At 46.3% G+C, this 26,741-nt stretch carries 17 protein-coding genes and 1 riboswitch; all 17 genes read left to right on the top strand.

Annotated elements, in window-relative coordinates:
* The first annotated feature begins 1,210 nt into the window (after window positions 1-1,210).
* A complete protein-coding gene (locus ACIFSR_RS31895) occupies window positions 1,211-2,137 on the top strand; it encodes an ABC transporter permease (protein ID WP_076269604.1) in 927 nt (308 codons plus the stop codon).
* 34 nt (window positions 2,138-2,171) lie between these two features.
* The gene (locus tag ACIFSR_RS31890; protein ID WP_076269437.1) at window positions 2,172-3,056 is read left to right on the top strand and encodes a carbohydrate ABC transporter permease; all 885 of its coding nucleotides are present in this window, start codon (window positions 2,172-2,174) and stop codon (window positions 3,054-3,056) included.
* A gap of 56 nt (window positions 3,057-3,112) precedes the next feature.
* On the top strand, window positions 3,113-4,669 hold the full coding sequence (locus ACIFSR_RS31885; RefSeq protein ID WP_076269438.1) for an extracellular solute-binding protein: 1,557 nt from the start codon (window positions 3,113-3,115) through the stop codon (window positions 4,667-4,669).
* Between the two features lie 272 nt (window positions 4,670-4,941).
* Complete coding sequence (locus ACIFSR_RS31880) at window positions 4,942-7,113, top strand: carbohydrate-binding protein (protein ID WP_430063123.1); 2,172 nt, start codon at window positions 4,942-4,944, stop codon at window positions 7,111-7,113.
* Window positions 7,114-7,207: 94 nt separating this feature from the next.
* Window positions 7,208-7,870, top strand: a complete 663-nt coding sequence (locus ACIFSR_RS31875) for an HAD family hydrolase (protein WP_430063120.1) — start codon at window positions 7,208-7,210, stop codon at window positions 7,868-7,870.
* 192 nt (window positions 7,871-8,062) lie between these two features.
* Window positions 8,063-9,286 carry an enolase C-terminal domain-like protein gene (locus ACIFSR_RS31870; RefSeq protein ID WP_430063117.1) on the top strand — a complete coding sequence of 408 codons (1,224 nt, stop codon included), beginning with the start codon at window positions 8,063-8,065 and terminating at the stop codon, window positions 9,284-9,286.
* Between the two features lie 31 nt (window positions 9,287-9,317).
* Window positions 9,318-10,154 carry an NAD-dependent epimerase/dehydratase family protein gene (locus tag ACIFSR_RS31865; protein ID WP_430063114.1) on the top strand — a complete coding sequence of 279 codons (837 nt, stop codon included), beginning with the start codon at window positions 9,318-9,320 and terminating at the stop codon, window positions 10,152-10,154.
* Between the two features lie 275 nt (window positions 10,155-10,429).
* Window positions 10,430-11,560: an ABC transporter ATP-binding protein gene (locus tag ACIFSR_RS31860; protein ID WP_430063111.1), complete on the top strand. Its 1,131-nt coding sequence runs from the start codon at window positions 10,430-10,432 to the stop codon at window positions 11,558-11,560.
* Window positions 11,557-14,508, top strand: coding sequence for an extracellular solute-binding protein (locus tag ACIFSR_RS31855; RefSeq protein ID WP_430063108.1), 2,952 nt, complete (start codon window positions 11,557-11,559; stop codon window positions 14,506-14,508). Before ACIFSR_RS31860 ends, ACIFSR_RS31855 begins: the two co-directional genes overlap by 4 nt.
* A complete protein-coding gene (locus tag ACIFSR_RS31850; RefSeq protein WP_339208034.1) occupies window positions 14,505-15,476 on the top strand; it encodes a carbohydrate ABC transporter permease in 972 nt (323 codons plus the stop codon). Before ACIFSR_RS31855 ends, ACIFSR_RS31850 begins: the two co-directional genes overlap by 4 nt.
* Window positions 15,477-15,480: 4 nt before the next feature.
* The gene (locus ACIFSR_RS31845; protein ID WP_054027383.1) at window positions 15,481-16,338 is read left to right on the top strand and encodes a carbohydrate ABC transporter permease; all 858 of its coding nucleotides are present in this window, start codon (window positions 15,481-15,483) and stop codon (window positions 16,336-16,338) included.
* Between the two features lie 27 nt (window positions 16,339-16,365).
* On the top strand, window positions 16,366-18,381 hold the full coding sequence (locus ACIFSR_RS31840; protein WP_430063105.1) for a YIP1 family protein: 2,016 nt from the start codon (window positions 16,366-16,368) through the stop codon (window positions 18,379-18,381).
* Window positions 18,374-20,602, top strand: a complete 2,229-nt coding sequence (locus tag ACIFSR_RS31835) for a DUF5696 domain-containing protein (RefSeq protein WP_430063103.1) — start codon at window positions 18,374-18,376, stop codon at window positions 20,600-20,602. The genes ACIFSR_RS31840 and ACIFSR_RS31835 overlap by 8 nt, the downstream gene beginning before the upstream one ends.
* Window positions 20,602-21,495, top strand: coding sequence for a carbohydrate ABC transporter permease (locus tag ACIFSR_RS31830; protein WP_076269451.1), 894 nt, complete (start codon window positions 20,602-20,604; stop codon window positions 21,493-21,495). The genes ACIFSR_RS31835 and ACIFSR_RS31830 overlap by 1 nt, the downstream gene beginning before the upstream one ends.
* A complete protein-coding gene (locus ACIFSR_RS31825; RefSeq protein WP_076269452.1) occupies window positions 21,492-22,475 on the top strand; it encodes a carbohydrate ABC transporter permease in 984 nt (327 codons plus the stop codon). The genes ACIFSR_RS31830 and ACIFSR_RS31825 overlap by 4 nt, the downstream gene beginning before the upstream one ends.
* A gap of 263 nt (window positions 22,476-22,738) precedes the next feature.
* Window positions 22,739-24,109 carry an ABC transporter substrate-binding protein gene (locus ACIFSR_RS31820; protein ID WP_430063099.1) on the top strand — a complete coding sequence of 457 codons (1,371 nt, stop codon included), beginning with the start codon at window positions 22,739-22,741 and terminating at the stop codon, window positions 24,107-24,109.
* Window positions 24,110-24,368: 259 nt separating this feature from the next.
* Window positions 24,369-26,354 (top strand): methyl-accepting chemotaxis protein, encoded by a 1,986-nt coding sequence (locus ACIFSR_RS31815; RefSeq protein ID WP_430063096.1) that lies wholly within the window; start codon window positions 24,369-24,371, stop codon window positions 26,352-26,354.
* 147 nt (window positions 26,355-26,501) lie between these two features.
* Window positions 26,502-26,703, top strand: a riboswitch (cobalamin riboswitch).
* Window positions 26,704-26,741: the final 38 nt, after the last annotated feature.

Raw genomic sequence — 26,741 nt, 5'->3', positions numbered from 1 at the left:
AAAAGCCGTTTGGTTGAGGTTGAAATGAAGCTGTAAGCACACATGTGTTCTTACAGCGAGAGAATAGCCTTAGTTTGTTGTCTGTAAGCGCATATGTGCGCTTATTGAGTAGAAAAGCCGTCTGGTTGAGGTAGAAATGGAGCTGTAAGCACACATGTGTTCTTACAGCGAGAGAATAGCCTTAGTTTGTTGTCAGTAAGCGCATATGTGCGCTTATTGAGTAGAAAAGCCGTCTGATTGAAGTGGAAATGGAGCAGTAAGCACGTATGTGTTCTTACAGCTCGAGAAAAGCCTTGGTTTGTTGTCGGTAAGCGCAAATATGCGCTTATTGATTAAATGAGGCGTCTGATCGAGGTGGAAATGGAGCAGTAAGCACGTATGTGTTCTTACAGCTCGAGAAAAGCCTTGGTTTGTTGTCGGTAAGCGCAAATATGCGCTTATTGAGTAAATGAGGCGTCTGATCAAGGTTGAAATGAAGCTGTAAAAATATATGGGCTTAAACTGTAGAGAAGCCATCTGGTTGAGGTGGAAATGGAGTTGTAAGCACGTATGTGTTCTTACAGCGAGAAAATAGCCTTAGTTTGTTGTCTGTAAGCGCATATGTGCGCTTATTGAGTAGAAAAGCCGTCTGGTTGAGGTGGAAATGGAGCTGTAAGCACATATGTGTTCTTACAGCACGAGAATAGCCTCAGTTTGTTGTCTTTAAGCGCATATATGCGCTTAAAGAGTAGAGAAGCCATCTGGTTGAGGTTGAAATGAAGCTGTAAGCACGGAAGTGTTCTTACAGCTCGAGAAAAGCCTCAGTTTGTTGTCTGTAAGCGCAAATATGCGCTTATTGAGGTAGATGAGGCGTCTGATCGAGGTTGAAATGAAGCTGTAAGCACGTATGTGTTCTTAAAGCTTAAGAAAAGGGTTAGTTTGTTGTCTGTAAGCGCAAATATGTGCTTATTGATTAGAAATTCCGTGTGCTTGAGGCGGAAGTGAAGTTGTAAGCACGCATGTTTTCTTACAGCGCGATACAAGCCTTGGTTTTTTGTCTATAAGCACATCTATACGCGAATAAAACAGAGCTGACGTCTGGGAGACGGGGAAGAGGAGCTTTATGCATAGGAGGATAATCTTAAACCACAAAGTATAAGATTGGCTCATAGTAAGCCCAGGCGGGCTCCCTTAGAATAAAAGTATCACATCAATGGAAGGGAAATCGATTATGAAATCTAATGGAGTCATTCGGGAATTACTCAGAAATCGAACGCTGCTGCTCATGTTCCTGCCCGTCGCGACGCTCCTTTTTCTCTTTAACTACTTGCCGCTTGCAGGTCTAGTCATCGCCTTCAAAGACTTTGACTTTGCTAAAGGAATTTTCGGAAGCGATTGGATGCACCCGCTGCTGAATAACTTTGATTATTTGTTCTCTTCTCCGACCGCTTTTCGGGCGATGAGAAACACGATACTGTTAAACGCATTGTTTATTACAGTCGGGCTCATTTTTGAAGTAGGATTTGCCTTGCTGCTCAATGAGATTAGAAACAAATATTTTAAAAGAGTTACGCAGTCGCTAACCTTTCTTCCTTTCTTTATTTCGTGGATCGTAGTTGGAGTGTTCGCTTACAACTTAATGAACTTTGAGAGTGGAGCGATTAATCGTGTGCTGGAGACGATAGGCTTGCAGCCGATTGATTTCTACAGCGAAGCCGGCTTATGGCCGCTCATTCTAACGATAGCGGTTCGCTGGAAGGTTACCGGATACGGCACAATCATTTATTTGGCGGCGTTAACGTCCATCGACAATTCGTATTATGAAGCAGCGTCCATCGACGGTGCGACAAGATGGCAGCAAATCCGTTTTATCAGCATTCCGATGCTGCGGCCAACGATCATTATCCTAACCTTGCTGGCTGTTGGCAGAATCATGAACGCCGATTTTGGAATGTTTTACGCAATGGTCGGCGATGCTTCTCTCTTATTTCCTACAACTGACGTTATTGATACGTTTGTTTATCGCAGCTTGCGCAAATCAGGGGATATCGGCATGGCATCTGCGGCGGGCTTCCTCCAGTCGTTCATCGCATTCGTGCTCATCATCGGCAGCAATTACGCGGCACGCAAAATAGACAAAGACTCGGCTATTTTCTAAAAACGTCCATTCACATCAAGGGAGGATCATCTGCATGCATCTGAAGAGATTTTCAATTTCACAATTTATTATCATTATAGCGATCTCCTTGTTCAGTCTGTCCTGCTTGTTTCCATTCATTATGGTCATTTCAGGTTCATTAAGCACGGAGAAGGACATTATGGATTATGGATACACGCTATGGCCAAAGAGCATTACTTTCGATTCTTATCGCATATTATTTCTAGGCTCTAATCGCATTATTGATGCGTATGGCGTAAGTCTTCTCGTTACGGTGGCAGGAACAATTCTATCCTTGCTCGTAACGAGCATGGGCGCATACGTAATGGCGAGACGGTCATTCAAGTATAGAAACATTTTGTCTATCTACGTCATTATTACAATGCTGTTTAATGGCGGATTAGTACCTTGGTACATCATTTGCGTGAGATATTTGGATCTAAAAGATACACTATGGGCGCTTATTTTACCGATGCTCGCTAATGCATTCAACATGTTCCTCATTCGCAACTTTATGTTATCCATACCCGAGGATATGAATGAATCGGCCAAAATGGACGGTGCGGGCGACTTTAAAATCTTTTATCGCCTCATTGCACCGCTTTCCTTGCCTGTACTTGCAACCGTCGGTTTATTCGTAGCATTGAGCTACTGGAACGATTGGTTTCTAGGTCTCATGTTTGTCGATAAGCAAGAGCTCCAACCGCTGCAGCTGCTGCTGCGAACGCTCATCTCCAACGTGGAATTTCTGAAGAGCTCGAGCAATGCATCCGCTATGCAGCGAATATCAGCGCAAATTCCTTCGGAATCGATCAAGATGGCGCTTACGGTCGTTACCATTGGCCCTATCATTTTCTTGTATCCATTCGTTCAACGTTTTTTTGTCAAAGGTTTGATGGTGGGCGCAGTAAAAGGATGACTATCTCGGCTACAGCCGTGTAGTATATAAAACATAAGCTAAGGGGAGAGGTTCAGATGCAGAAAAGCATAACAAAAATGCCGCTATTTATTGCTGTCATTATGCTGCTAAGCGTTATTCTAGCAGCATGCAGCTCAAGCAACAGCAATACGCCAAGCAATAATGGGAAGGCGACTAATGCGCCAACTGGCGGAACCGAAGAAGTGAAGCAAGAGGATGAAGTTACGCTGAAGTTTTATTTTGGCGGTGATAAAAAAGCGGCTACGGATGAGGTTTGGTCCAAGGTTAGCGAATATGTGAAAGCGAAAGGTCTTAACGTGAAGTTCGATATTAACTTCATTCCGTTTGGCGACTTCAAAGAAAAGATGCTCGTTATGGCCGCATCCGGCGACAACTGGGATATGAACTTTGACGGCGACTGGCTTTCGTACAAGCAGATGGCTGCAAAAGGTTCATACATGGCATTAAACGATCTGCTGCCGGAATTTGCTCCTAACTTGCATAAGAAATATGAGGAGCAGGGTACACTTGCTGCTGCAACGGTAAACGGCAATATCGTAGGTCTTCCATGGACGATGAAAATGAATGAGCGTAAATTTACTGGCTGGCGCTCTGATCTTGTCGAGAAAGCGGGACTTGATATTCCAGCAGGCTCAATCAAAACGATTGAGGATGTCGACAGATTGCTGCGTGAATTGAAAAAAGCGTACCCGAACGAAAGAATTTCCCGGACGCCGCCGGTATCCCTCATTATGATTCGTGATGAGTGGGTAGATCTTAACTTCCACGGTCTTGGCTTCTATTTAAGCGATGACAAAATTACGATTAAAGCAGTTGAGCAGCAACCATTCTACCTAGAGGCTGCAAAGCTGGCTAAAGTTTGGTATGACGATAATTTGATTAATCGTGATGCGATGATTGATAAGTCAGACGAAGCAGCAGAGTGGAGAAATGGCAAGAAGCTATTCACTGTAACATCTCATGAATGGGTAAGTGCTAATCCTGGTTTCTCTGATCCGTCATTCAAGATGGAATCGGCAGAGCTTTATCCTGACAAAAGATTCGTTAACCGTACGGCTCTTGCCAATGTCGTTGCCATTAACCGCAACTCCAAAAATCCAGAACGAGTGCTTCGTTTCTTGGATATGATGGAAACCGACAAAACGTTGTATGACCTTGTGCAATACGGTATTGAAGGCAAAACCTATGTATTGAACGGGGAAACGGCTGAATATCCGGAAGGCATGGAAACAACGACGAGCAACTATATGGAGTGGGGCGGACAATGGGCATTCTGGAAGCCGCAATTCATGCGTCCGACGATGACATATGGAACGGATTTCTGGCTGAAGGAAGCTGAATTTGCAAGCAAGCCTAATAACGTCAACTCACCTATCGACGGCCTATTTATCGCTGAAGACAATATGAAAAACGAGATTGCAAAACGTGATACAGCAAACGATGAGCTGAACAGACCGATAGAGTTTGGCGTGGTGAAGGATGTTGAGAAAGCGGTTGCTGCTTATATCGAAACGCAAAAGAAAAATGGACTTGATGTCATCATCGCTGAAACTCAAAGACAAATTGATGAGTTTCTTGCGAAGAAAAAATAAAGTGTGACGAATGAGAAGCCGACCTTATGAAGAGGAAGGCTTCTCCTTTAACTACGATTGAAAGCGGATACATTGGATGAGTATAAAAGAAGCCGCTGCGAAACGGCAGTTCTCTTGTATCGCATTTACAACCAGCAGCCTTAAAACGCGAGCCTGGTCCCCCGGGGGACCAGGCTTTTTTTGATACCCCAGAAGCGGTGAAGGAGGTGGTAGGATCGAATAAATAGGGATTGGAGCATCGCGGTATCATCCATTTTTTGAGGAGGGAATTTATGTTGGTTAAAGGAAGAAGACAGGTTTACGTCATCCTATTGCTTGTTCTGGTTCTTATTTCAACGCAGCTCTCGTTTTCACCATCCATGGTATCGGCAGCTGGAAATTTGGCGCTGAACAAAAGTGTAACGGAAAGCAACCATACTCAGAACTATGTAGCTTCAAACGCAACGGATGGCAATCAAGCCAGCTATTGGGAGGGTGCAGCAAGCAGCTATCCGAACTGGATTAGGGTCGATTTGGGCAGCAGCCAAGCCGTCAATCAAGTGGTTCTTAAGCTGCCGCTTGCTTGGGGTGACCGTACCCAAACCTTATCTGTGCAGACTAGCAGCGATGATACAAACTACAACACCATTGTTGCTTCTACGGCCTATACTTATCAATCCGGTACAAATGCGGTCACCATCAACTTTACAAGCACCAATGCGCGTTATGTCAAAATAAATGTGACGGCTAATACTGGAGCAACTGGCGGACAAATATCGGAGCTTGAGGTGTATGGACCGACCGTTGTGGCAACGCCAACGCCTTCACCGAGTGCGACGACAGTTCCAACAGCTACACCTGCTCCAACAGCTGCGCCAGGCTCGAAATCGGCTTTTGTTCAAACGGTAGCTTCCGCCTTTAACAGTCAATTTGGCACACAATTGGAAAACTCCAGTGAAGGCGGTCAAAATGTCGCCTATGTGGACAACGGGGATTACCTTGTGTTTAACAATGTGAACTTCGGGAGCGGAGCCTCATCGGTTGCGCTGCGGGTGGCAAGCCAAACAAGCGGCGGCAATGTTGAAATTAGACTGGACAGCTTGAATGGCACGCTGGCAGGTACCTGCGCGGTAACGACTACGGGCGGCTGGCAGTCATGGACAACCAAAAATTGTTCCATTAACACAATAAGCGGAGTCCATAATCTATATTTAAAATTTACTGGAGGAGCAGGTAATCTGTTTAATATCAATTGGTTCAAATTTGCTGCTGCCGCAATTGGCGGCGATGTAGTCGGAAAGGTGTTTGCGGGCTACCAGGGCTGGTTTACCGCTGGGGGTGACGGATCACCTCTAAATAACTGGACACATTGGTCCAAAAACAATAATAATCTGACAGCGAACTCCAACGTAAACTTCGAGATGTATCCGGATTTAAGAGAGTATACGAAGCTGTATCAAACGAACTTAGGCAATTTAGGCAACGGTCAGCCAGCCAAGCTGTTCTCCTCTTATGATCAAGAAACGGTGAACAAGCATTTTGAATGGATGCAGACGTACAACATTAGCGGCGCAGCGCTGCAAAGGTTCGGGGCGGATGCAAACTATGCGCCGAATAATTGGAATCAGAACCGCGACAGCGTAGCTGTGAAGGTGAAAAATGCTGCAGAAACCTATAACCGCAAATTTTATGTGATGTATGATATTACGGATCTCAATCCAAGCCAGTGGGTCAATGCGGTCAAAAATGATTTTACCAACAATGTTGTTGGCACGATGAATTTAACCTCATCGACTGCCTATGCTAAGCAGGACGGTAAGCTGGTCATCTGTATTTGGGGGATCGGTTTTACCGATCGGCCAGGAACAGCAGCGGAATCCGCAGACTTAATCGCTTGGTTCAAAAACCAAGGCTATTATGTGATCGGCGGCGTTCCTACCCATTGGCGCAATGGGGATAACGATTCGAAGCCTGGTTTCCTCGATGTGTACAAATCGCTTGATATGCTATCGCCTTGGTTTGTCGGTCGGTTCAGCCAGCTAGCGGGCGCTGATCATTACAAGACGAATCAATGGGCGCCGGATTTCGCATTTACTCAGCAGAATGGCATCGTATATCAGCCCGTGATTTGGCCGGGTTTTGCATGGAAAAACATGAAAAACGGTCCCGTCAACGAAATTCCTCGTCTGCATGGCGATTTCATGTGGCGACAGGCTTACAATTTAAAAAGTTTAGGCATCAATACAGGTTATATTGCGATGTTTGATGAATATGACGAGGCGACAGCGATTGCCAAAGCCGCCGAGAACAGCTCGATGATTCCGAACAATCAATATTTCCTTACGCTCGATGCGGATGGCGTAGCCGTATCCTCTGATTTCTATTTGCGGTTGACTGGCGATATTGCACGTCTCTTCAATAATGAAATCCCATTAACCGTAAATCATCCGACTAGTCATCAGTAAACAATCACAGCTTTAAATGAAAAGGCGCTCCCCTAGCGGGATCGCTTTTTTCATGATTATAATAGAGAGGGATAGTAGGAGAGGAGAGATTGTTTTGAACAACATTAAACATATTATTTTTGACTTTGATGGTACACTTGCTGATACTTGGCCGGTGATGTATCAAGTGATTTCAGGTGTATTCCAGAGATATGATGGCAGGCAAGTGTTGATTGAGGATATGTACGCATTGGCAGGGCCGACGGAGCTTCAAATTATTGAACAGCATCTAAGCAATCGCGAGCAAGTGGAAGCAGCCATAACCGAATATGTAGCTGAATATGAGCAGCGTCATGAGGAGCTCGTAGAGCGAAATACGGAAATTGCTGATTTGCTAGTCTCATTGCGGCAATCAGGCATTGGAATTGCCATGTTCACAGGCAAATCGCGGCGTACGCTCGATATTTCGCTGGACAAGCTGGGCTGGGAGATTAGCTTCGACAAGATTGTAACGGGCGATGATGTGGAGAAGCGCAAGCCATCAGCGGAAGGGATCCATCTTATATTGAACGAGCTTGGCTGGGCAAAGGAAGAAACTATTTTTGTCGGCGACAGCAACGATGATATGATGGCAGGTCAAGAAGCTGGAATACGTACCTTTGCTGCCCAGTGGATGGCTGTCGTGCAGGATAAAGATTACCGGGTCCTGCCGGAGCGAATTTTTAACGAGGTAGAAGCGTTCAAGCAGTTTGTACTTGAGCAATTAGAGAAAGTCTAATTTTAAACAGTTAAAAAGAGAGTATCCCATATATTGGATGCTCTCTTTTTTTATATTGTAACTACTAAGGCAATAAGCATCATAGGATTAGGAAAGAGGCTAACAATAGGACAGAAAGTTTAAAAATGCCTCATGTGGAATGCCGTGTGATTGACTTAAACTAAACGAGACACGGAAAGGAAAGGTGAGGGCATGGCGAAAATAACGGGAATCAAATGTATTCGAACGCGTAAGAACGGAACTTGGACGATCGTAAAGGTGATGACCGATCAAGACGGGCTTTATGGACTCGGCTCGGCTTCGGATGTCTACAATCCGGAAGCCGTTGTACAAGTTATTGAGCAGTTGCTGGCGCCGCTTCTGATCGGCAAAGATGCCGCTAACATAGAAGATTTGTGGCAGACGATGTATATGAGCGGCTATTGGAGAAACGGAGCTATTTTGCATACGGCAATCGGCGGTATTGATATGGCATTATGGGATATAAAAGGGAAGGAAGCGGGATTGCCGGTCTATCAATTGCTCGGCGGAGCAAGCCGCGCGGCTGTTCCTTGTTATGGACATGCAGGGGGATCGGATATTTCCGAGCTCAAAGAGGATGTGCAGCGTTTTATGGAGAAGGGCTATACCGTCATCCGCGTGCAGATGGGCGGGTATGGGGGAGGCGGCTTCATTAATGCTGACAAAGCGAACCTGCCCGAGCGTGCTTGGACAAAAGGTCCGGTGTTTGACGAGCAGGCTTATTTGAATGCCATTCCGAACATGTTCGAGCAATTGCGGTCAGCGTTTGGCATGGGTATCCAGTTTACGCATGATGTACATGAGCATCTGTCGCCTATCAATGCGATTCAGCTGGCGAAGCGGGTTGAGCCCTATGGTTTGTTCTTTCTTGAAGATGCGCTCGCGCCGGAGCAAATTGGCTGGTATCGCCATCTTCGTCAGCAGAGCGCAACGCCGCAGGCGGTTGGCGAGCTGTTCGTGAATCCGCAGGAGTGGACGGAGCTAGTCAAGGAGAGGCTGATCGATTTCATTCGCGTTCGCGTCTCGAAAGCTGGGGGCATAACGCCATGCCGCAAAATAGCAGCGCTGTGCGAAGCATTTGGCGTGCGTACCGCGTGGCAGGAAGGCGGAGAGAATGATCCCGTTAACCAAGCAGCGGCGGTACATCTTGATATGGCGATATGGAATTTCGGCATTCAGGAAGTGAACCATTTTAGAGCGGAAGAGCTTGATGCCTTTGAGGGGCATATCGTTAGAAAGGGCGGTTATCTTTACCCTTCGAACAAGCCGGGTCTTGGCATTGAGCTGGATGAGCTAAAGGCGCAGCTGCTCGTTGGGGATAACTGGAATCGCTCCGCATATCACAATCCTTATCATCTGGATCGAAAGGCTGACGGTACGCTTGTGCGGCCATAATACAAAGTTGGAAATTGGAGGTGCTTCTTCTATGAAAACAATCGCAGTAACTGGCGGGAGCGGCAAGCTCGGGACACAGCTCATTGGGGCGCTTCAGCAGGATGGCTATCAGGTTGTTTCCTTGGACAACAAGCGGTCAAATCAGCTGCATTGCAAGCAAATTAAAGTAGATTTAAATGATTTTGGGCAGGTCGTTTCAGCGCTTCACGGTGCGGATGCCATCATACACTTGGCTGCTATTCCTGCACCGCTTGGCCATTCGTACCCGTATATTTTCGCGAACAATACGGTTGCAGCGTATCATATTTTGGAAGCCGCCTCGATTCTTGGTATTCGGAAGGTTGTTATGGGCTCAAGCGAGTCTTCTTACGGCTTTGCATGGGCACCGACGCCATTTGCTCCGGATTATTTGCCGCTGGACGAGGATCATCCGCAGCAGCCGCAAGAGTGCTACGGTCTATCGAAGGTAGTGAATGAAGTGACAGCTGCGATGTTCGATCGAAGGAATGGCATGCAGGTCATTTCACTCCGTTTCTCCATGATTACTAAACCTGAGGATTACAAGCATCTTGCGGTTGATAAGCCGGAGTCCTTTAAACATATTTTATGGAGCTATATTGATATACGAGATGCAGTCAGTGCATGTATCGCGTCGCTTCATGTGGAGGACCGCGGAGCAATATGTCTCAATATTACGAGCAACGATACGCTTAGCGAATGGTCAACCGAGCGTTTGCTGCAGCAGTTTTATCCGGGAGTCATCGATCTGCGCGCGCCTTTAACTGGGCGGACAGCCGTAGTCAGCAATCAAATGGCGAAGGATACGCTGGATTGGAGCCCTAAGTATTCTTGGGCAGACCATCGGTAAACAGCTGAATAAGTACAAATGGAAAAGGCCGACTCAACAGGTGCAAACCTAGCGAGGCGGCCTCTTTTTTTATTGGCAGCTGAAGAGGCTGATTATGGATTTGTTTCCATTATAGAAAGCGCTTTCTAAGATTGGAGGGAAAATAGTGATTTTTAGCTGATAGAGGCTAATTTTTGACAACAAAAGAAAATATCACCTCATATTTGCCGGCGAATGTATGCGTTAACATTAAAAGTAGCAAGAGGAAGACAATACGTCATGAGAGGTGAGCAAGGGTGGGAAGCATTACGTTTAGCCATGTATATAAGCACTATAAAGGGGAGTCGCGTCCGGCGGTCAACGATTTCCACCTTTCCATTGAGGAGGGGGAATTCCTGGTGCTCGTCGGTCCTTCCGGCTGCGGCAAATCAACAACGCTCCGGATGCTGGCTGGCCTAGAGGAAATCACCGAAGGAGATTTGTACATCGATGAGAAGTTCGTAAATTATGTCTCGCCCAAGGACAGAGATATTGCGATGGTATTTCAGAACTACGCCCTATATCCAAATTTAACCGTTTACGAAAATATCGCGCTAGGACTCAAGCTTCGCAAGACGGCAAAGCACGATATCGAGCTAAGGGTCAACCGTGTGGCGAAAATTTTGGAAATATCGCATCTGCTGGAGCGCAAGCCAAGCCAGCTGTCAGGCGGTCAGAAACAGCGTGTCGCACTTGGCCGAGCGATAGCAAGGGAGCCGCAAGTGTTCCTCATGGATGAACCGCTGTCGAATCTCGATGCGAAGCTGCGTGCTCAAACAAGGGCGGAGATTATTAAGCTACAGAGCGACCTCAAGCGGACGATGGTCTATGTGACGCATGATCAAGTCGAAGCGATGACGATGGGAACGCGGATTGTCGTTATGAAGGATGGCGTTATTCAGCAGGTTGCCCCGCCTCGCCAGCTTTATGATGAACCGACGAATTTGTTTGTCGCCGGATTTATCGGCTCGCCTCAAATGAATTTTATGGAGGGGAGCCTAGTCTTGGAGGATGGTCTTTATTATTTCGTTAATAAGCGAATAAAGCTGCTCGTTCCAGAACGTCATTATGCGCATTTTGCGGTAAAAAGCGGATCGCTTCGCAACTGTGTGATGGGCATTCGCCCAGAGCATGTGTGGCTGAAGCGGGAAGAAGCAAATGCGGAGGAGGATGATTTCTTTCGATGCGTAGTAGAGATGACGGAAGTAACGGGAGCCGATTCGTACGTGTACGTGAAGGTAGGAGAGAAGACTCTCATTGGCAGAACGGAGCCAGAGATCGTTTATCACAAAGAGGAGAAGCTTGTCGCTAATTTCAACATGAGCAAGGTTCATTTCTTTGATGAGGAAACCGGCGTATCTTTGGCAGCTGGAGGAGAAGACAGATGAGGAGAATGAGGATGCTGGGCATCGCTCTTCGTCTCATTCTGGTTCTGGCGCTGGTGGTCGGAGTCATCCGCTGGATTACGGCTAGTAGACCCGTTCTTCATGCAACCTCGGTGAGCACGGAGCAGCTGCTGTCCTATAAGAGCAAAACAGAGGAGCTGCCATACGCGAAGCTGATGTACCAATATCCGGAGGCGGCCAAAACCGACGAGAGTCTTCCGTCCATTCTGATTTCACCAACCGAATATCAAGCTGCTGCTGAAGAATCGGCGGTCAGGATTGATAAGGAGCAAGGTGAAGCTGCACTTTATTGGGAAAACGAAAAGGGCTGGGTGGAATGGACGTTCGACGTGCCGAAGGGCGGCTGGTATGAGCTTCATTTTGATTACAAGCCTTTAGAAGGCGGCAACGCCTCCGTCGTACGCGGCGTTCAAATTGATGGCCGATATCCGTTTACGGAGTCGGAACGCATTGAACTGGAGCGACTTTGGAAGGATTCCAAATTTCCATATGATCACAACGAGATCGGACAGCAAATTCGTCCTCCGCAAACCGAGCTTACCGGTTGGAGCGCAAAAGCGGCAACGATATTTTCTGCTTCATCCGAGCCAGTACTCTACCAGTTGAAACAAGGCCAGCATAAGCTGCGGTTGGTTGGGGTGAGAGAGTCCGTCGCGCTCCGAGAAATAGCATTCAAGCCAAAGGAAGAAATTCCAGCTTACGAGTATTACAAAAACTTGCATCCGCCGGAAGAGGAGAAGCAGAGCTGGTTCAGCATGATCGAAGCGGAGCAGTTTCAGCGAAAATCAAGCCTCGCGATTCAGACCGATTTTTGGTCAGAGCCTTATATTTCACCTGACCCGAAAGGGAGAATTACTTATAACGTCTTAGGCGGTCAGCGCTGGCGATTGCCGGGCGAGTGGGTGGAATGGGAGCTTTCTGTGCCAGAGTCCGGCTGGTATGAAATCGACCTGAAAACATTTCAAAACTATCGAAATGGCTTTGAGGCATATCGCACCATCTCGATTGATGGGAAAACACCGTTTCAGGAGCTGCTTCATTACGGTATTCCGACGAAGAAGGAATTCGACATTGGCACGCTTGCTGATGCAGAAGGGAAACCTTTCCTCTTTTATTTAGAGAAGGGCGCACATGTCCTGCGCATGACCGCTGATTCCTCACTCGTTCAGCCCGTTTATCTGGCTTTGAAGGAGACGCTGGATCAGCTTGCAATATTTGACCGTCATATACGATTGCTTACAGGTAACTATAGCAAATCGGCTTTTGACGCCAACATCGATTCAACGCGAACGTGGAATATGAAGAAGCTTGATCCAGATGTGGAACAGAAGATGACGGAATTTGTCGCTCAGTTAACGAATATTCGGAATTATATCAATGGTCTCAATAAAAAGGATTCTGACTTATCTGAGGCGATCAAAGGTTCCGTAGCGATACTCGAGAAGATGCTGGTGGATGTGAACGAAATACCGAATAAAATCAATGATTTCTCGACGATTCAGAACAATATTGGGACGTGGATGGCAACGCTGACTCAGCAGCCGTTGCTCATGGATTATATCGTCGTTCGGACGCCAAATACGGTGACGGATCTGAAAGTGCCTACGACGCTTTCAAGAGTGCCTTACTCAATTGCTGATTTTGGCCGCTCCTTCTATTTGGACTACGACACGCGCAAGCATAACAAGAAGGAAGCACTGACCATTTGGGTACAGCGCGGTCGGGATTACGTCGAGCTGCTGCGTGAGATGGTTGATAATGATTTCACGCCTCGGACGGGAATTGAAGTCAATATCAATCTGATGACCAACCCGAACATGCTCATACTTGGAAATGCAGCAGGAGACGTGCCTGATATTGCGCTTGGCGTTGGGGAGTCTACGCCAGCTGACTTCGCAATGCGGGATGCGGCCGCGGAGCTGTCCGACTTTCCAGGCTTCAAGGATGTGCTTGAGCGATTTATTCCCGGAGTCAGCCGTTCGCTTAGCTACGACGGAAAAATTTATGGACTGCCAGAGGTGCAGAACTTCCAGATGATGTTCTACAGAACCGACATTCTAGAAGGCCTGAACCTGAAGGTTCCGGATACATGGAATGAAGTGTTCGACATTTTACCAACGCTTCAGGAAAACGGAATGACGATGAATTATCCGAAAAGCGATTTCACTACACTTTTCTTCCAAAATGGTGCAGAGGTGTATTCGCAAGACGGTTTGAAGGGTGCGCTCTCGAGCGATGCCGGCCAGCAGGCATTCAAGCGCTGGACAGAGCTCTACAAGAAATACAATCTGCCGATTGACATTCCAGCATTTTTCCAGCATTTCCGCGATGGAGATATTCCTATAGGTGTGGCCGATTTTAACACTTATGTGCAGCTGCTCGTTGCTGCTCCGGAAATAACCGGACACTGGAAAATCGCACCGCTGCCGGGCATCGAGCAAGAGAACGGCGAGGTAGCAAGATGGTCGCCGCAGGCTATATCTGCCGCGATGATCATGAAGAAAAGTGAACGGAAAGACGATGCTTGGAAGTTTCTAGAGTGGTGGACCTCGGAGGAGGTGCAATCGCAATACGCCAAAGACGTCGAGTCCTTTTATGGCATTGAGTTCAGATGGAATACGGCGAATGTCAATGCGATGAAGTCGCTCACTTGGCCGAGCGATGACCTGAAGGCGCTTCAAGAGCAGGCGCGCTGGGCGAAAAACATGCCTTATGTACCGGGTTATTATTTCTTGAACAGAGAGATGGAGTTTGCGTGGAATCGGACGGTTCTCGAAGGCATACCAGCGCAGGAATCGCTTGAGGCTGCTCAGCTGTCCTTGCAGCGGGAAATGAATCGCAGACAAAATGACTTTGGCATATCGGCTAATGAGGATTTGAAAATTCCGCAAATTAAACAACCTTACGAATGGGAGGAACCGCAGAAATGAATACGCAGCTTTCTCCCAGTATAGCTAAGCCGAAGCAGAAATCCGCTTTGCGTGTGAAATGGAATCGCTTTTGGCGGGAAATGAGACGTGATGCTTTTTGTTATCTGTTTCTTGCGCCGTTTCTCATTTGCTTCCTAATGTTTATCGTCATTCCGGTTGTTATGGCAGCGACACTTGGATTTACATCCTATGACGGCTTTGGTTCGCTTCATTTTATCGGGGTACGAAATTACATCAGCTTGTTCACACAGGACATTATTTTTCTAACAAAAGCAATTCCGAATACGTTTTTGTTCGCGTTAATCGTAGGGCCGGGAGGTTATGTTTTAGCTTTCCTGTTCGCTTGGCTCATTCATCAGCTGCCGATTCGCATTCGTGACTACTACACGCTTGCGTTTTATGCACCGTCTATGGCTGGCGGCGTCGCGTTATCCGTCGTTTGGATTGCGACGTTCAGCGGTGACCGCGTCGGTTATTTTAACAATTTTTTGCTTAAGATGGGCTGGATCGATAGTCCGACGATTTGGCTGCAGGACCCTAAATATTTGCTAAATATTATGATCATCGTATCGCTCTGGGTTAGCTTCAGCGTTGGTTTTCTCGCTATGCTGGCTGGTCTTCAGACGGTAAATCGTGAGCTGTACGAGGCTGGCCGCATAGACGGGATTTCCAGCCGCCTGCAGGAGGTTTTCTACATTACAATTCCGTCGATGAAGCCGCAAATGCTGTTCAGCGCGGTCATGTCGATCGTAGGAACGCTGAAGGCGGGAGGCATATCCACCCAGTTGACGGGGATGGCGATTACTCCTTCTTATTCAGGGCATTTGATTATTAATCATATTGACGATTACGCTTTTATCCGTTTCGAGCTCGGTTATGCATCTTCTGTCTCAGTCATGCTGCTGATCATCAGTTATTTTGCAATGAGATTTGCTTATCGGCTGTTCGGATCAAAGGAGGAGCTGTAAAACCATGATTCGAAAACTTCGCAGAGTGACGCCGTTTCAGATCATCCTTGTCACTGTTTTTACCGCGCTGGCCGCATTCATGTCGCTGCCGATCGTGTTTATTTTGAACCATGCCTTCAAGCCGCAAAATGAGCTCTTTCTTTTTCCGCCGCGATTTTTGGTGCAAAACCCAACGCTGCGCAATTTTGAATCGCTTATATTGCATGCATCAAACGCGACGGTTCCGTTTACCCGTTATTTGTTCAACAGTTTAATTGTAGCGGGACTTACGTTGTTTACGGTCATCATCGTCAGCACTATGGCAGGTTATGTGCTTGCGAAATACCAGTTTCATTTCAAGCAGCTGATTTTGTCTCTTATTACTTTATCGTTGATGTTTGCACCCGAGACCGTTGGGATTCCGAGGTACTTGATCATCAGCGGAATCGGCATCAACAATACGTATTTCGGACATATTCTTCCGGCATTAGCTTCTCCGATCGCCGTATTCATGCTGGTTGGCTTTATTTCGCAAATTCCGGGAGAACTGCTGGAAGCTGCTAAGATCGACGGGGCCAGCCACTTCGGTATTTTTACCAAAATGGTGCTTCCGCTCTCCGTTCCCGCCATTGCGACCATATCCATCTTCACATTCCAAGGCGTGTGGGGCGATGTGGAGACGTCAACCTTATTCATGCAAGAGGAAACGATGAGAACGTTAGCCTTCTATGTCAATAGTCTGCTTAGCGGACTGCAAAACAGCGTATCGGGACAAAACATGGCCGCAGCTGCCGGCTTGCTCATGTTTGTACCGAACCTAATTATCTTCTTGCTTTTCCAGCGAAGAGTGCTTGAGACGATGGTCCATTCCGGAATTAAGTAATTCAAACCAGCAAAGGAAGTCGTGACGATGAAGAGATTTCTAATATTCCTGCTTCTTGCGGCGACCTCCATGCTTGTCGCACCAGAAGCGATACACGCGGAGCTTCCCTATCGAACGGCCTACTATGACAGCAATCAATCGACTTGGCTGCGTATACAGCCGGTTTATTCACCAGCTGAAACAAAGGGAATTCGCTTTGTAGAGCCGATCGATCTGCAGGTGGGCGCAGACGATAAGGTTTATGTGGCTGACAAAGGAGCAAACCGAGTTATTGTGCTTGATAATGACGGAGCGCTGCTGCAGACGATTGGCGAAGAAGAGGGAGCCGGCATGCTCAGTGCGCCAGAAGGCTTATTCGTTACGCCGGAAGGGGTCGTTTATGTAGCCGATTCGGGCAATCAGCGCATTGCTGTCTTTCGTGCCGACGGTACGTTCGACCGAGAGTACAAGAAGCCCGCATCCACTTTTCTGGAGCAGGAGCATTTTGTTCCCGTAAAGCTTGTCGTTGATCGGCGCGGCGTTATGTATGTCAGCTTGAATTCCTCCTATCAGGGCTTGCTGCGCATGAATGATAAAGGGGAATTCATGGGGTTCTTTGGTGCCAATAAAGCGCAGCAAACGGTACTCAACTGGCTGAAGAAGCTCGTTCTCAACAAGGAGCAGTTGGACAAAGAGACGGCAAGCCTCCCCCGGCCAATCTCCAATGTTGCCATTGATAAAGATGGATTTATCTTTACAGCAACGGCAGCGGGATTCGGGCAGGGCGCTATTCGCAAGCTAAATGCGGGCGGTGTCGATGCCTTTAAGAATAAGACGCTCGTGAACGGCCATGGCATCGTTGATGTTGCAAGCGATTCAAAAGGGTTCTTATACAACATTGATATGGAATCGGCCAACATTAATATTTATGACCAAAATGGCGAAGCATTGTTTGCTTTCGGGTTCATTGATAACGCAACACAGCAATATGGTGTTCTTGGATTTCCGACGAGCATTGGCGTAGATTCCAAATTCGGTGTCTGGATTTCTGACAGCCGAACAGGTACGATTCACAAATTTGTTCGCACGGAATTCGGAAGCGACGTTATGAATGCGTTAGGGCTCTATTTGGAAGGAAAATATGAAGAGAGCAAGCCTTATTGGGATCGCGTTTATGCCCGCAATGATATGTACAACGGTACTTTTCAAGGACTCGGCAAGGTGTATCTGCATGAGAATAACAACGAGGATGCGCTGTCGTTCTTGAAAACAGCGTTTGATACAAAGGGCTACTCTAAAGCGTTCTGGCAAATCCGACTAGAGTTTTTGCAGCAGCATTTCATATGGATCATTTTAGGCTTGGCAGCTTTGTTTCTCTTGCTTAGGTATAGCCGATTGCTACTAAAAAAGCAGCTTCAGCGCCGCCCTTTGCCTGAATCATGGCAGCGCCCGCTTGGCGATTTGCGCAACCTTTGGTACGTCATGCTTCATCCTTATCATGGCTTTTACAAGCTGAAGGAAGCTAGAGTTGCGCCTTGGATTATTATTTTTATTTTAGTTTCTGTTGTAGCGGTGAAGATCTTAACGATTTATTATACCGGGTTTTTGTTCCATCCCGTGGAGCTCTCGCAGGTCAATCTATTTGGAAGTCTGGGATTATTCGTAGTTCCTTGGGTAACGTGGATCATCGCGAACTATCTCGTATGCAGCGTGAAGGACGGGGAAGGGAAATTCAGAGAGGTCATTCAAGGCAGCACCTATGCGCTTGCTCCGTATCTGTTCTTTTCCATTCCAACATTACTGCTGTCCAATATCGTGACGCTTGATGAGCGAGTGATCGTGGACTCATTAAACACGGTTATGTTCCTATGGATGGGTGTCATGCTGATCGTTATGACGCAGGTCATTCACAATTTCGATTTTGTGGAGACGCTCAAAAATATCGCCATCACGATTTTTACCATTGGCACGATTTGGCTGTTTGCTTTTCTCGTCTTCGGATTGTCCTACAATTTATACGATTTCTTCTATCAGCTTTACAAGGAGGTGACCTTCTATGGTTGAGTTCATCAAGCGTACTTCCCTTCGAGTAAAGCTTGCAGCAATCGCAGTTTGCGCATTACTTATTATCATTTTGGTTGTTATCCTGCAAGGAGATGAGCTCTCGCCGGCACAGGCGCTTGCCTACACAGGGATTAAGGAGAGAGTAGTGAGCAAGGCTCCTCTCTATGAAGGCGAGGCTTGGAAACCGCAAGCGGGAGCTGATGGTTTCGCAGAAGCACTAGCAAGCGAGAACTTCGCGCTTTATATTCAGCCCGCAAGCACACAGATTGCTTTGGTTGATAAACGAACTGGATACAGGTGGAGCAGCAATCCTTCAGAAGCTCAGCTAAGCAGCGAAACGGTTAAAGGTGTGCTGCTCGCCAACTTGAAATCGCCTTTTGTTCTCACTTATGTCAGGACACAAGGGAAGGATCAGACGATCAGGGAAGTGCTGAATGCGAATGATCCGAAAGTGCAAACAACGCTGATCAAAACGGCAGAGGGACTTCAGGTTTCCTATGTTTTCCCGGAAAAACAGCTGGGCTTTACGATCCAATACGAGCTTACTGCAAAGGGGCTTAAGGTACGGATTCCAACGGAGGGAATTAAGGAGGACGGAGAATATGCCGTCTTTACGGTAGACTTGCTTCCCTACTTTGGCGCGGCTTCCTCAGAGGAGGATGGATATATTTTTGTTCCAGATGGACCAGGCGGCTTGATCCGATTTGACAGCGAGCGGGCTGGCGTGTCTAGAGGTTATATCCATCAGGTATACGGCCTTGAACTAACCAATACCGGAAATTGGACGCGTTCAGGTGAGAGACGTGAGAATATTGCTTACCCGGTGTTCGGCATGAAACGAGGCAGCAATGCCTTTATGGCGGTGCTTACGGAGGGCGGTGATTCGGCGAATATTGCTGCGATGCCGCCAGGTCTTAAATCCAATATGTATAACGTATTTTCCAATCAGATTTACCGCGAGGAATATTTGTACAGAATGAGCCGGCTTGCCGCACCGCTTAAAGCGGTACAGAAACAGCGATTGGATACGGATAGAGAGGTTGAATATCGCTTTCTTAATGGAGATGACGCTGGTTATGTCGGAATGGCGAAGGCTTATCGAGATTATATGACGGAAACCGGTAAGCTGAACGAGCCGTTAAAGCCTGTTGAACACACCCCTCTGTATTTGAAAATTATGGGGGGCAACTATACGGAAGCCTTCAGCAAAATCAAATATATTACGGCAACGACCTTTCCGCAGGCAACGAATATCGTAAATGGGCTGCTGGAGAAGGGTGTCGCTAATCTGAAGGTCATTTATTACGGCTGGCAAAATCAAGGCGATTATGACCTTTATGACCGGTTTCCAATTGAGGAGTCGCTAGGCGGCGAGACGGCTGCCAAGGCTTTTGTCTCCAATATGACAAAGCATGGCATTGACGTCATGTTCGAGGATGATTTTGTCTGGATCGATTCGGACAATTCCGATTTATCTGGCAAAACGAACGGTATTCGCGGCATTGATGAAACGGTATTTGTTGATGAGGGATGGTTTATCAGCAAGCCGTCACGCACCGTTGCCATGGCCTATCAAACGATTGAGAAGCTGAAAGAGATTGGCATATCCGGCATTTTGTACAACTGGATGGGTGAAATGGTGTTCCATGACTATGATCCGTCAGGCATAGAAACTCGTTCGGACACGATTGCTGTATACGATGGCTTACTCGAATACACGCAGAAGACGCTTGGCACGGCTGGCGTATATCGCGGGAATGACTACGCAGTTGGTCAAAGCGATTTTATTGCTAATTTGCCGCATGAATCCAGCTATGATTTCATGGTCGACGAGACGGTTCCTTTTTATCCCATCGTGCTTCATGGTTATGTATCGTATTCGTTTGGAGATGGCAATCTTCGTAATGATGTAGAAACTGAGTTTTTAAAAGCCATTGAATACGGAGCTGTTCCTTCTTTCTTCCTCACACATGAGGATTCACGGAAGCTCAAGTACACGGCTGCGAGTTTCTTATTCAGCAGTCAATATGAGAAGTGGACAGACCGCATTTTAAAGGAATACGAGGCTTTTGATTCCCTAGCAGGTTTGTATTCCCAAACGATTAAAAATCACGAAAAGCTGTCTGAAAATCGGTTTGCTACCGTTTATGAGGACGGCACGCGGGTAATCGTCGATTATAACAGCAAGACGTTCGTCGTAGAGAAGGGAGTGGGCGCCTAATGCAAGCAAAAGCTAGAGTCCGTGCAGCGCGCCTTCATCTCTGGAAGCGCTACGGAATGGGACTGCTGTTCATGCTGCCATGGATTATTGGGTTTGCGATGTTCGTCATTATCCCGATTAGCTGGTCGTTATTTATGTCCTTTAACAAGGTGCAAGTAGCGGTCGGAGGATTTAAATATGAATGGGTCGGATTGCGCAATTTTCGGGATGCTTTTTTGAAGGATAACATTTTCCCAATTGAACTTATCACTTATTTCCAAGAAATGCTGCTGATGGTTCCGATCATCGTTATTTTTGCCCTGCTGATCTCATTAATGCTGAATCAGAAATTTCCTGGACGATTTATTTTCCGTGCGTTGTTTTTTCTTCCAGTTATTTTTGCAACAGGGCAAGTGCTCTCAGAGCTGTTCTTGCAAGGAGCTGGAGATATTCCATTCCTGGAGCAATACAATTTGCTTCCGATAGTTGAGGAATATGTTGGCAAGCAATTTGCAGAGACAGTAATGGCTGTTTTGGGCAAAGCGATTCTAATTTTATGGTATTCCGGTGTACAGATACTTATCTTTATTGCGGGTTTCCAGACGATTTCACCAACGATTTATGAGGCTGTGCGGATCGATGGCGCCTCCCCTTGGGACAGCTTCTGGAAAATAACGCTGCCAGCCTGTGTGCCATTCATCAGCTTGAATGTGCTCTACACGATTATCGACCTGTTCACATTCCCGCTTAATCCTGTGCTGAAGCATATCAAAGACAACATGTTTAAGGTCGATACCGGTTACGGCTACGCCAGTGCGCTCGCTTGGATTTATTTTGGACTCATCTTCGCGCTGATCGCCCTCGTATTATGGCTGTTTAACCGGAGCCTCAAGACAAGGAGGGTACATTCATGATTACTGCGATGAAGTCTGAGTTCGAGAAGGTTAGCCGCAGCGTAAGGGGAGTTCTTTGGGGCCGCAAAGCCCAGAAAACGAAAATGCTGGTGCTCGGACGAAGCTTGTCTGACGGATTGCTGGCGAAGCTCATCATTTATTTGCTGCTCTCGATTGTCGCTTATCTTTATTTACAGCCGATTCTTTATATGGTCAGCACGATGTTTAAGAACATGAGTGATCTCCTTGATCCGACGGTAAAGTGGATTCCGCGTGAGATTACCTGGGAAAATGTGACGAAAGCGCTGAAAGGTCTGCAATACCCAGAAGCGCTCAGAAACACTGCCCTTATATCGGTGACATGCTCGCTCGTACAGGTCATTATTTGTGCGATGACCGGCTACGCGCTTGCTAGGCTGGAGCTGCCATTCAAGGGACTTTTTACGGCGCTAATCATATTGACCTTCTTGATTCCGCCGCAGGTTATCATCATTCCGCTTTACGTTATATTCAGCAAGCTCGGCTTGTTGAATTCGATTTTTGTGTTTCTCATACCGGCTATATTCGGGCAAGGCCTTAAGGGAGCATTATTTATTCTCATTTTCCGGCAGTTTTTCAAAGCGCAGCCGCCAAGCTTGGAGGAGGCAGCGAAGCTGGACGGAGCTTCTACAGCGAGGCTGTTTTTCGGAATTATGCTGCCTCTTGCAAGGTCAGCGTGCTTAGTCGTGTTTCTCTTCTCATTTATTTGGTACTGGAACATGTATTATGAGCCATCGATGTTTCTTACCAAAGGTTTCACGCCGCTGTCGATTCGCCTAGATATGCTGGAGGATGTGCTGAATCCGTCCTTACTCGGTAATACGCGAACCATCGTTAATCCGATTACGGAGAGCACCAAAATGGCCGCAGCCTTCCTTATTATTTTACCGCCGATCATCGTGTTTATGTTCCTTCAGCGCTGGTTCGTTAGCGGTATTGAAAGAACGGGAATTGTTGAATAGTCCGCTGTCTACGCTAAGGTGCAGCAGCTCTTTAGGGGGGTGATGTTTCGGCAAACAGCTGCTGGAACGGTTTCAACGTTATAAAGAATGCTAAACCGCAAAAAACGAGGGGAAGGCTTACGAAACTAAGCTTATGCTTACGAAGCCAGTTTTGCTTCACAAAACTTAAAGCTTATGCTTACGAAGCTAGTTTTGCTTCACAAAACTTAAAGCTTATGCTTACGAAGCTAGTTTTGCTTCACAAAACTTTAGGAGGCCAAAAAATGAAAAACAAAAGCGCTTTGACATGGATGTTGTGTATGGTCTTGTTATTTTCAGTCGTTCTCTCAGCTTGCTCCGGCAATGGTGAAAAGAATAAAACGACTAACACTCCTTCTAATAATGCAGCGACAGATGCACCTACCGATGATGCAGCCAAACCGGCTACAGAAGAGAAGCATGAACCTGTTACGATTAAACTCATTTCATGGTCCGATTCTTACACGGAATTATACAAAATGTTTAACGAAAAATATCCATGGATCACAATTGAACAGGTTCCTGTAAACGGCAAACCAATTATGGAGATCATCGCTACTTTGGAAGCGGCAGGAACACCAGCCGATTTAACTTGGATCGACAGTGATTTGATCTCGTTTGACCAAGCTGGCTTGGTTGAGGATTTGACTCCTTATATCGAGAAGGATATGACATTCCAAGATGTTCAGCTGCCTCAAGGATTTTTTGATACGATGACGTATAAAGACAAAAAATTGGCTGTGCCATTCGTTGACGTACCGATGTGGATACTCGTCAATAAAGATTTGCTTGCTAAGCATGGTGTTGAAATGCCAGCAAATGATTGGACTTACGATGATTTCCGCGATGTAGCCAAAAAAATTACCGATCCAGAAGCAGGGGAATATGGCTTAACGACACAGCCAGAATTTCAAATGCGTGTTCTTAGCACAAAAGCAATTGCTGACGGACATGCTGCAAACATTCATTACTTAAATGAAGATTTGACACAAAGCTTGCTCAATACGCCAGATGTAATGAACGATGTTAGATGGCTTTCAGATTTTGTGTGGAAAGACGGCTCCATGCAGAGCAATGCAAAGGCAAAGGAACAAGGCGATGTATCGAGAGAATTTATTAACGGTAAAACGGGCTTTGCGATCGGCGGAGACTGGGTACTTCCAGGCCTCAAAAAAGATGCGAAATTTGAATGGGATGTTTTGCCTTTCCCTAGAGGAAAAGTAAGCCAACCAGGTTATAGTATTTATGGTCCGCTTTCACTGCTCAGCGGTTCCAAGCATAAAGAAGAAGCTTTCCTATGGATTAGCTTCCAATTCTCCAAAGAAGCGCAAAAATGGAAGATTGACCAAGGTGCAAATGCTTCGGTTATCGATCCTGAATTGACAGCTTATTATGATGAAACGCCAATGTGGGAAGGCAAAAACAAGGAAGCTGTAAAAATTGCAAAGGAAAATGCAAAAATTCAGCCAGGTGTAACCGTTCCTGCTTGGTCTGAATACAACTGGAACAATATTTTGAATGAAATTATTTTTGATGGAGCAGATATTAATAAACTGATTCCAGAAACGGAAAAATGGAATAAGCGGACGCTTGAGGTTCGTGAATCGTTGAAATAATCGGAGTCTACCTTTAGTAGGCTAATCTCGAAATCACCCTATGTCGCATGGTTTGCGGCAATAGGGTGATTTTTTTGTATTAATAAGGTATGTAGATAGCCTAAGCTTAGTAATTCATATACTTAGTCATATAAAATAATTAATAATTTCAATATAAATATGTATTATTTAAGAAGTTTCAATCTAATTGGTTTAATTTACATAACATTTTAGTTAAACTGGTTTAATATAGATAAATTAACAGTGGGGGTTATCAAAAATGAAGATGGGATTACGCTCGTTGACGAATAAATTTATGCTAGTCATGGCCGTCGCATTAGTCATAATCGTAAGTGTGATTCTCATTTATGAATGGAAATCTACTCGTATAGCTGTTGAGCAGCAGCTTCTGGACAAGGGTCGCACGATGGTTTTATCGCTAGCTCGCACACTTGAGAATGTTACGGAGCAGGATTTTAAAACAGGTGTTGTGCTGGAGGATGGAACGAAATGGGATGGAAACAAGCTTAAAGAGGATTTTTTCAACGATACATTGACTGTAAATCCTGAAAGTGAGAAAGTGGCAGAAAAAAGACTAAAGGACTCATCCTATGCGGGGAAAGAATCGATTTTGTACAATGGAGAGTCCATTCCGCTATCTCAATATGAACTGAAATATGATAGTGCCTATGACCGTTATACGGATTACCGCTGGCAAGGCATTATGGATAGTTTTCTGACGGAGGAAAATGTTATTTTTGCTATTGCAGGCGCTTATTCAGAAAATCCGAATTTTGCGGGCTATATCCCAACACATAATAGCATTTACAGCCCTATGGGAGAAGAATCAAAAGATGCTTGGGGCGACGAGGGACTTCTTAGTCAAAACTACCGGGCTAATCGGATTTTTAACGATAAAACAGGCTACAATGCCGCTACGAATACGAAGACGGATGATGTCCTTCTGCAAAAATATAATAGACTCATAGACGGGAAAACGGTAGAAACGTGGGATATTTCCTATCCTTTAATTATCGATGGCAAACATTGGGGCGGGGTACGTGTTGCATTGTCAAAAGAAAAGGCCGATGCGCTCATCGCTTCAGAAAGAACGATGGTTGTCATGCAATTTGGCGGCCTGATGGTTGTTGTATTGGTCGTTTTGTTTCTGCTATCACAATTTATGGTAGGACGTAAGCTTCGTAATATTGTTCATGCAGCAATTAATCTTAATTCTAGCGAAGCGGATCTTACCTATCGTATAGAAAATAAAGGAAATGATGAAATTGCTCGCCTAGGCGAAGAAATCAATCATTTCATTGCCCATATGCAAGGCTTAATGCGGACGATTCGGAACAATGCCGCATCCGTATCGGATTTTGCAGGCCGATTAGGTGTAGGCTCGCAGCAAAGCCGAGAGCTCTCCTCGCAGCTTGCTTCCTCTGTGAATGAGATGGCAATTGGCGCGGAAAATCAAGCGGACGGAGCAGTTGAGGCAGCAAGGTCTATGGAGGAAATGGCGACGAGCGTAGGAAGGATTGCTCACTCCTCGAGCCAAATGTCGGAAGCGTCGAACGACATGCTGCAAGCAGCGGAGCTGGGTCATGAAAAATCGGATCATGCGGTTGGTCAAATGGAACGGCTTGGCGCGGCAACGGCTTCGATATCAAGAGTGATCGGACATCTTAATGAGCGCTCATCCGAAATCCAAGAGATGGCAGGCACGATTGCTGCTATTGCAAATCAGACGAATTTGCTCGCTCTAAACGCTGCTATAGAAGCGGCACATGCAGGGGAGTATGGCCGTGGATTTGCAGTAGTATCAAGTGAAGTAAGAAAACTGGCTGAACAGGCTTCGGCTCATGCGGGCCATATCGAAGAAACGATTAATGAGGTGCTAGCCTTGACTGCCGATGCTGTTGACGCTGTCACTGCAGGAGAGTCAGAAATGGAACAAGGATTACTCATCGTTCAGGAGCTGAAGGTATCTTTTGACACGATATGGAAGGAATCCCGCCTTGTTGCCTCACAAATTGAAGATGTATCTGCTTCAACGGAGGAGATGGCAGCAGGCAGTGAGGAAGTGAGCGCTTCCGTTGAATCGATGGCGCAGGTAGCCAAGGATACTTCCACTCATGCTGCGCAATCGGCAGCGGACACTGAGCGGCAAAATCAGCTCGCAGCTGAAACGCAGCAGCTTGCTTCATCTGTAAATGAGCTTTCGGAGGAGCTTCAGCGCTCGATTAAGAGATTCAAAATTGAGTAATTTGTAGCTGAAGTAGATTTATGATGAAATACTAGTCATATGCGCATGAAATCGAATAGAGAATTGTACAAGTTGAAAAAAAACGGTCAGAACCTTTGTCTAATCCTTTCAAATTTGATACAATTCACAAAACAAGCACTTACAATTTCATAGAATAGCTAATATGGTGCTGCCGTGAATCTATCATTCACAAGCAGCTTAATAGGGAAGTTCGGTCAAAATCCGACGCGGTCCCGCCACTGTATCGCGGAGCAGATGATCATGTTGTCCACTGTCATATCATGACGGGAAGGAGATCGTCTATGCAATGAAGCGAAGCCAGGAGACCTGCCATAGGAGCGCTCTATATTTCTCACGAGGATGGGAGGGAGATGTTTATTCGTGCTT

The organism is Paenibacillus sp. NRS-1760, from assembly GCF_050467785.1.
GTDB lineage: Bacteria > Bacillota > Bacilli > Paenibacillales > Paenibacillaceae > Pristimantibacillus.
The sequence above is the reverse complement of the archived record's forward strand: the minus strand, read 5'-3'. Positions and strand labels throughout refer to the sequence as shown.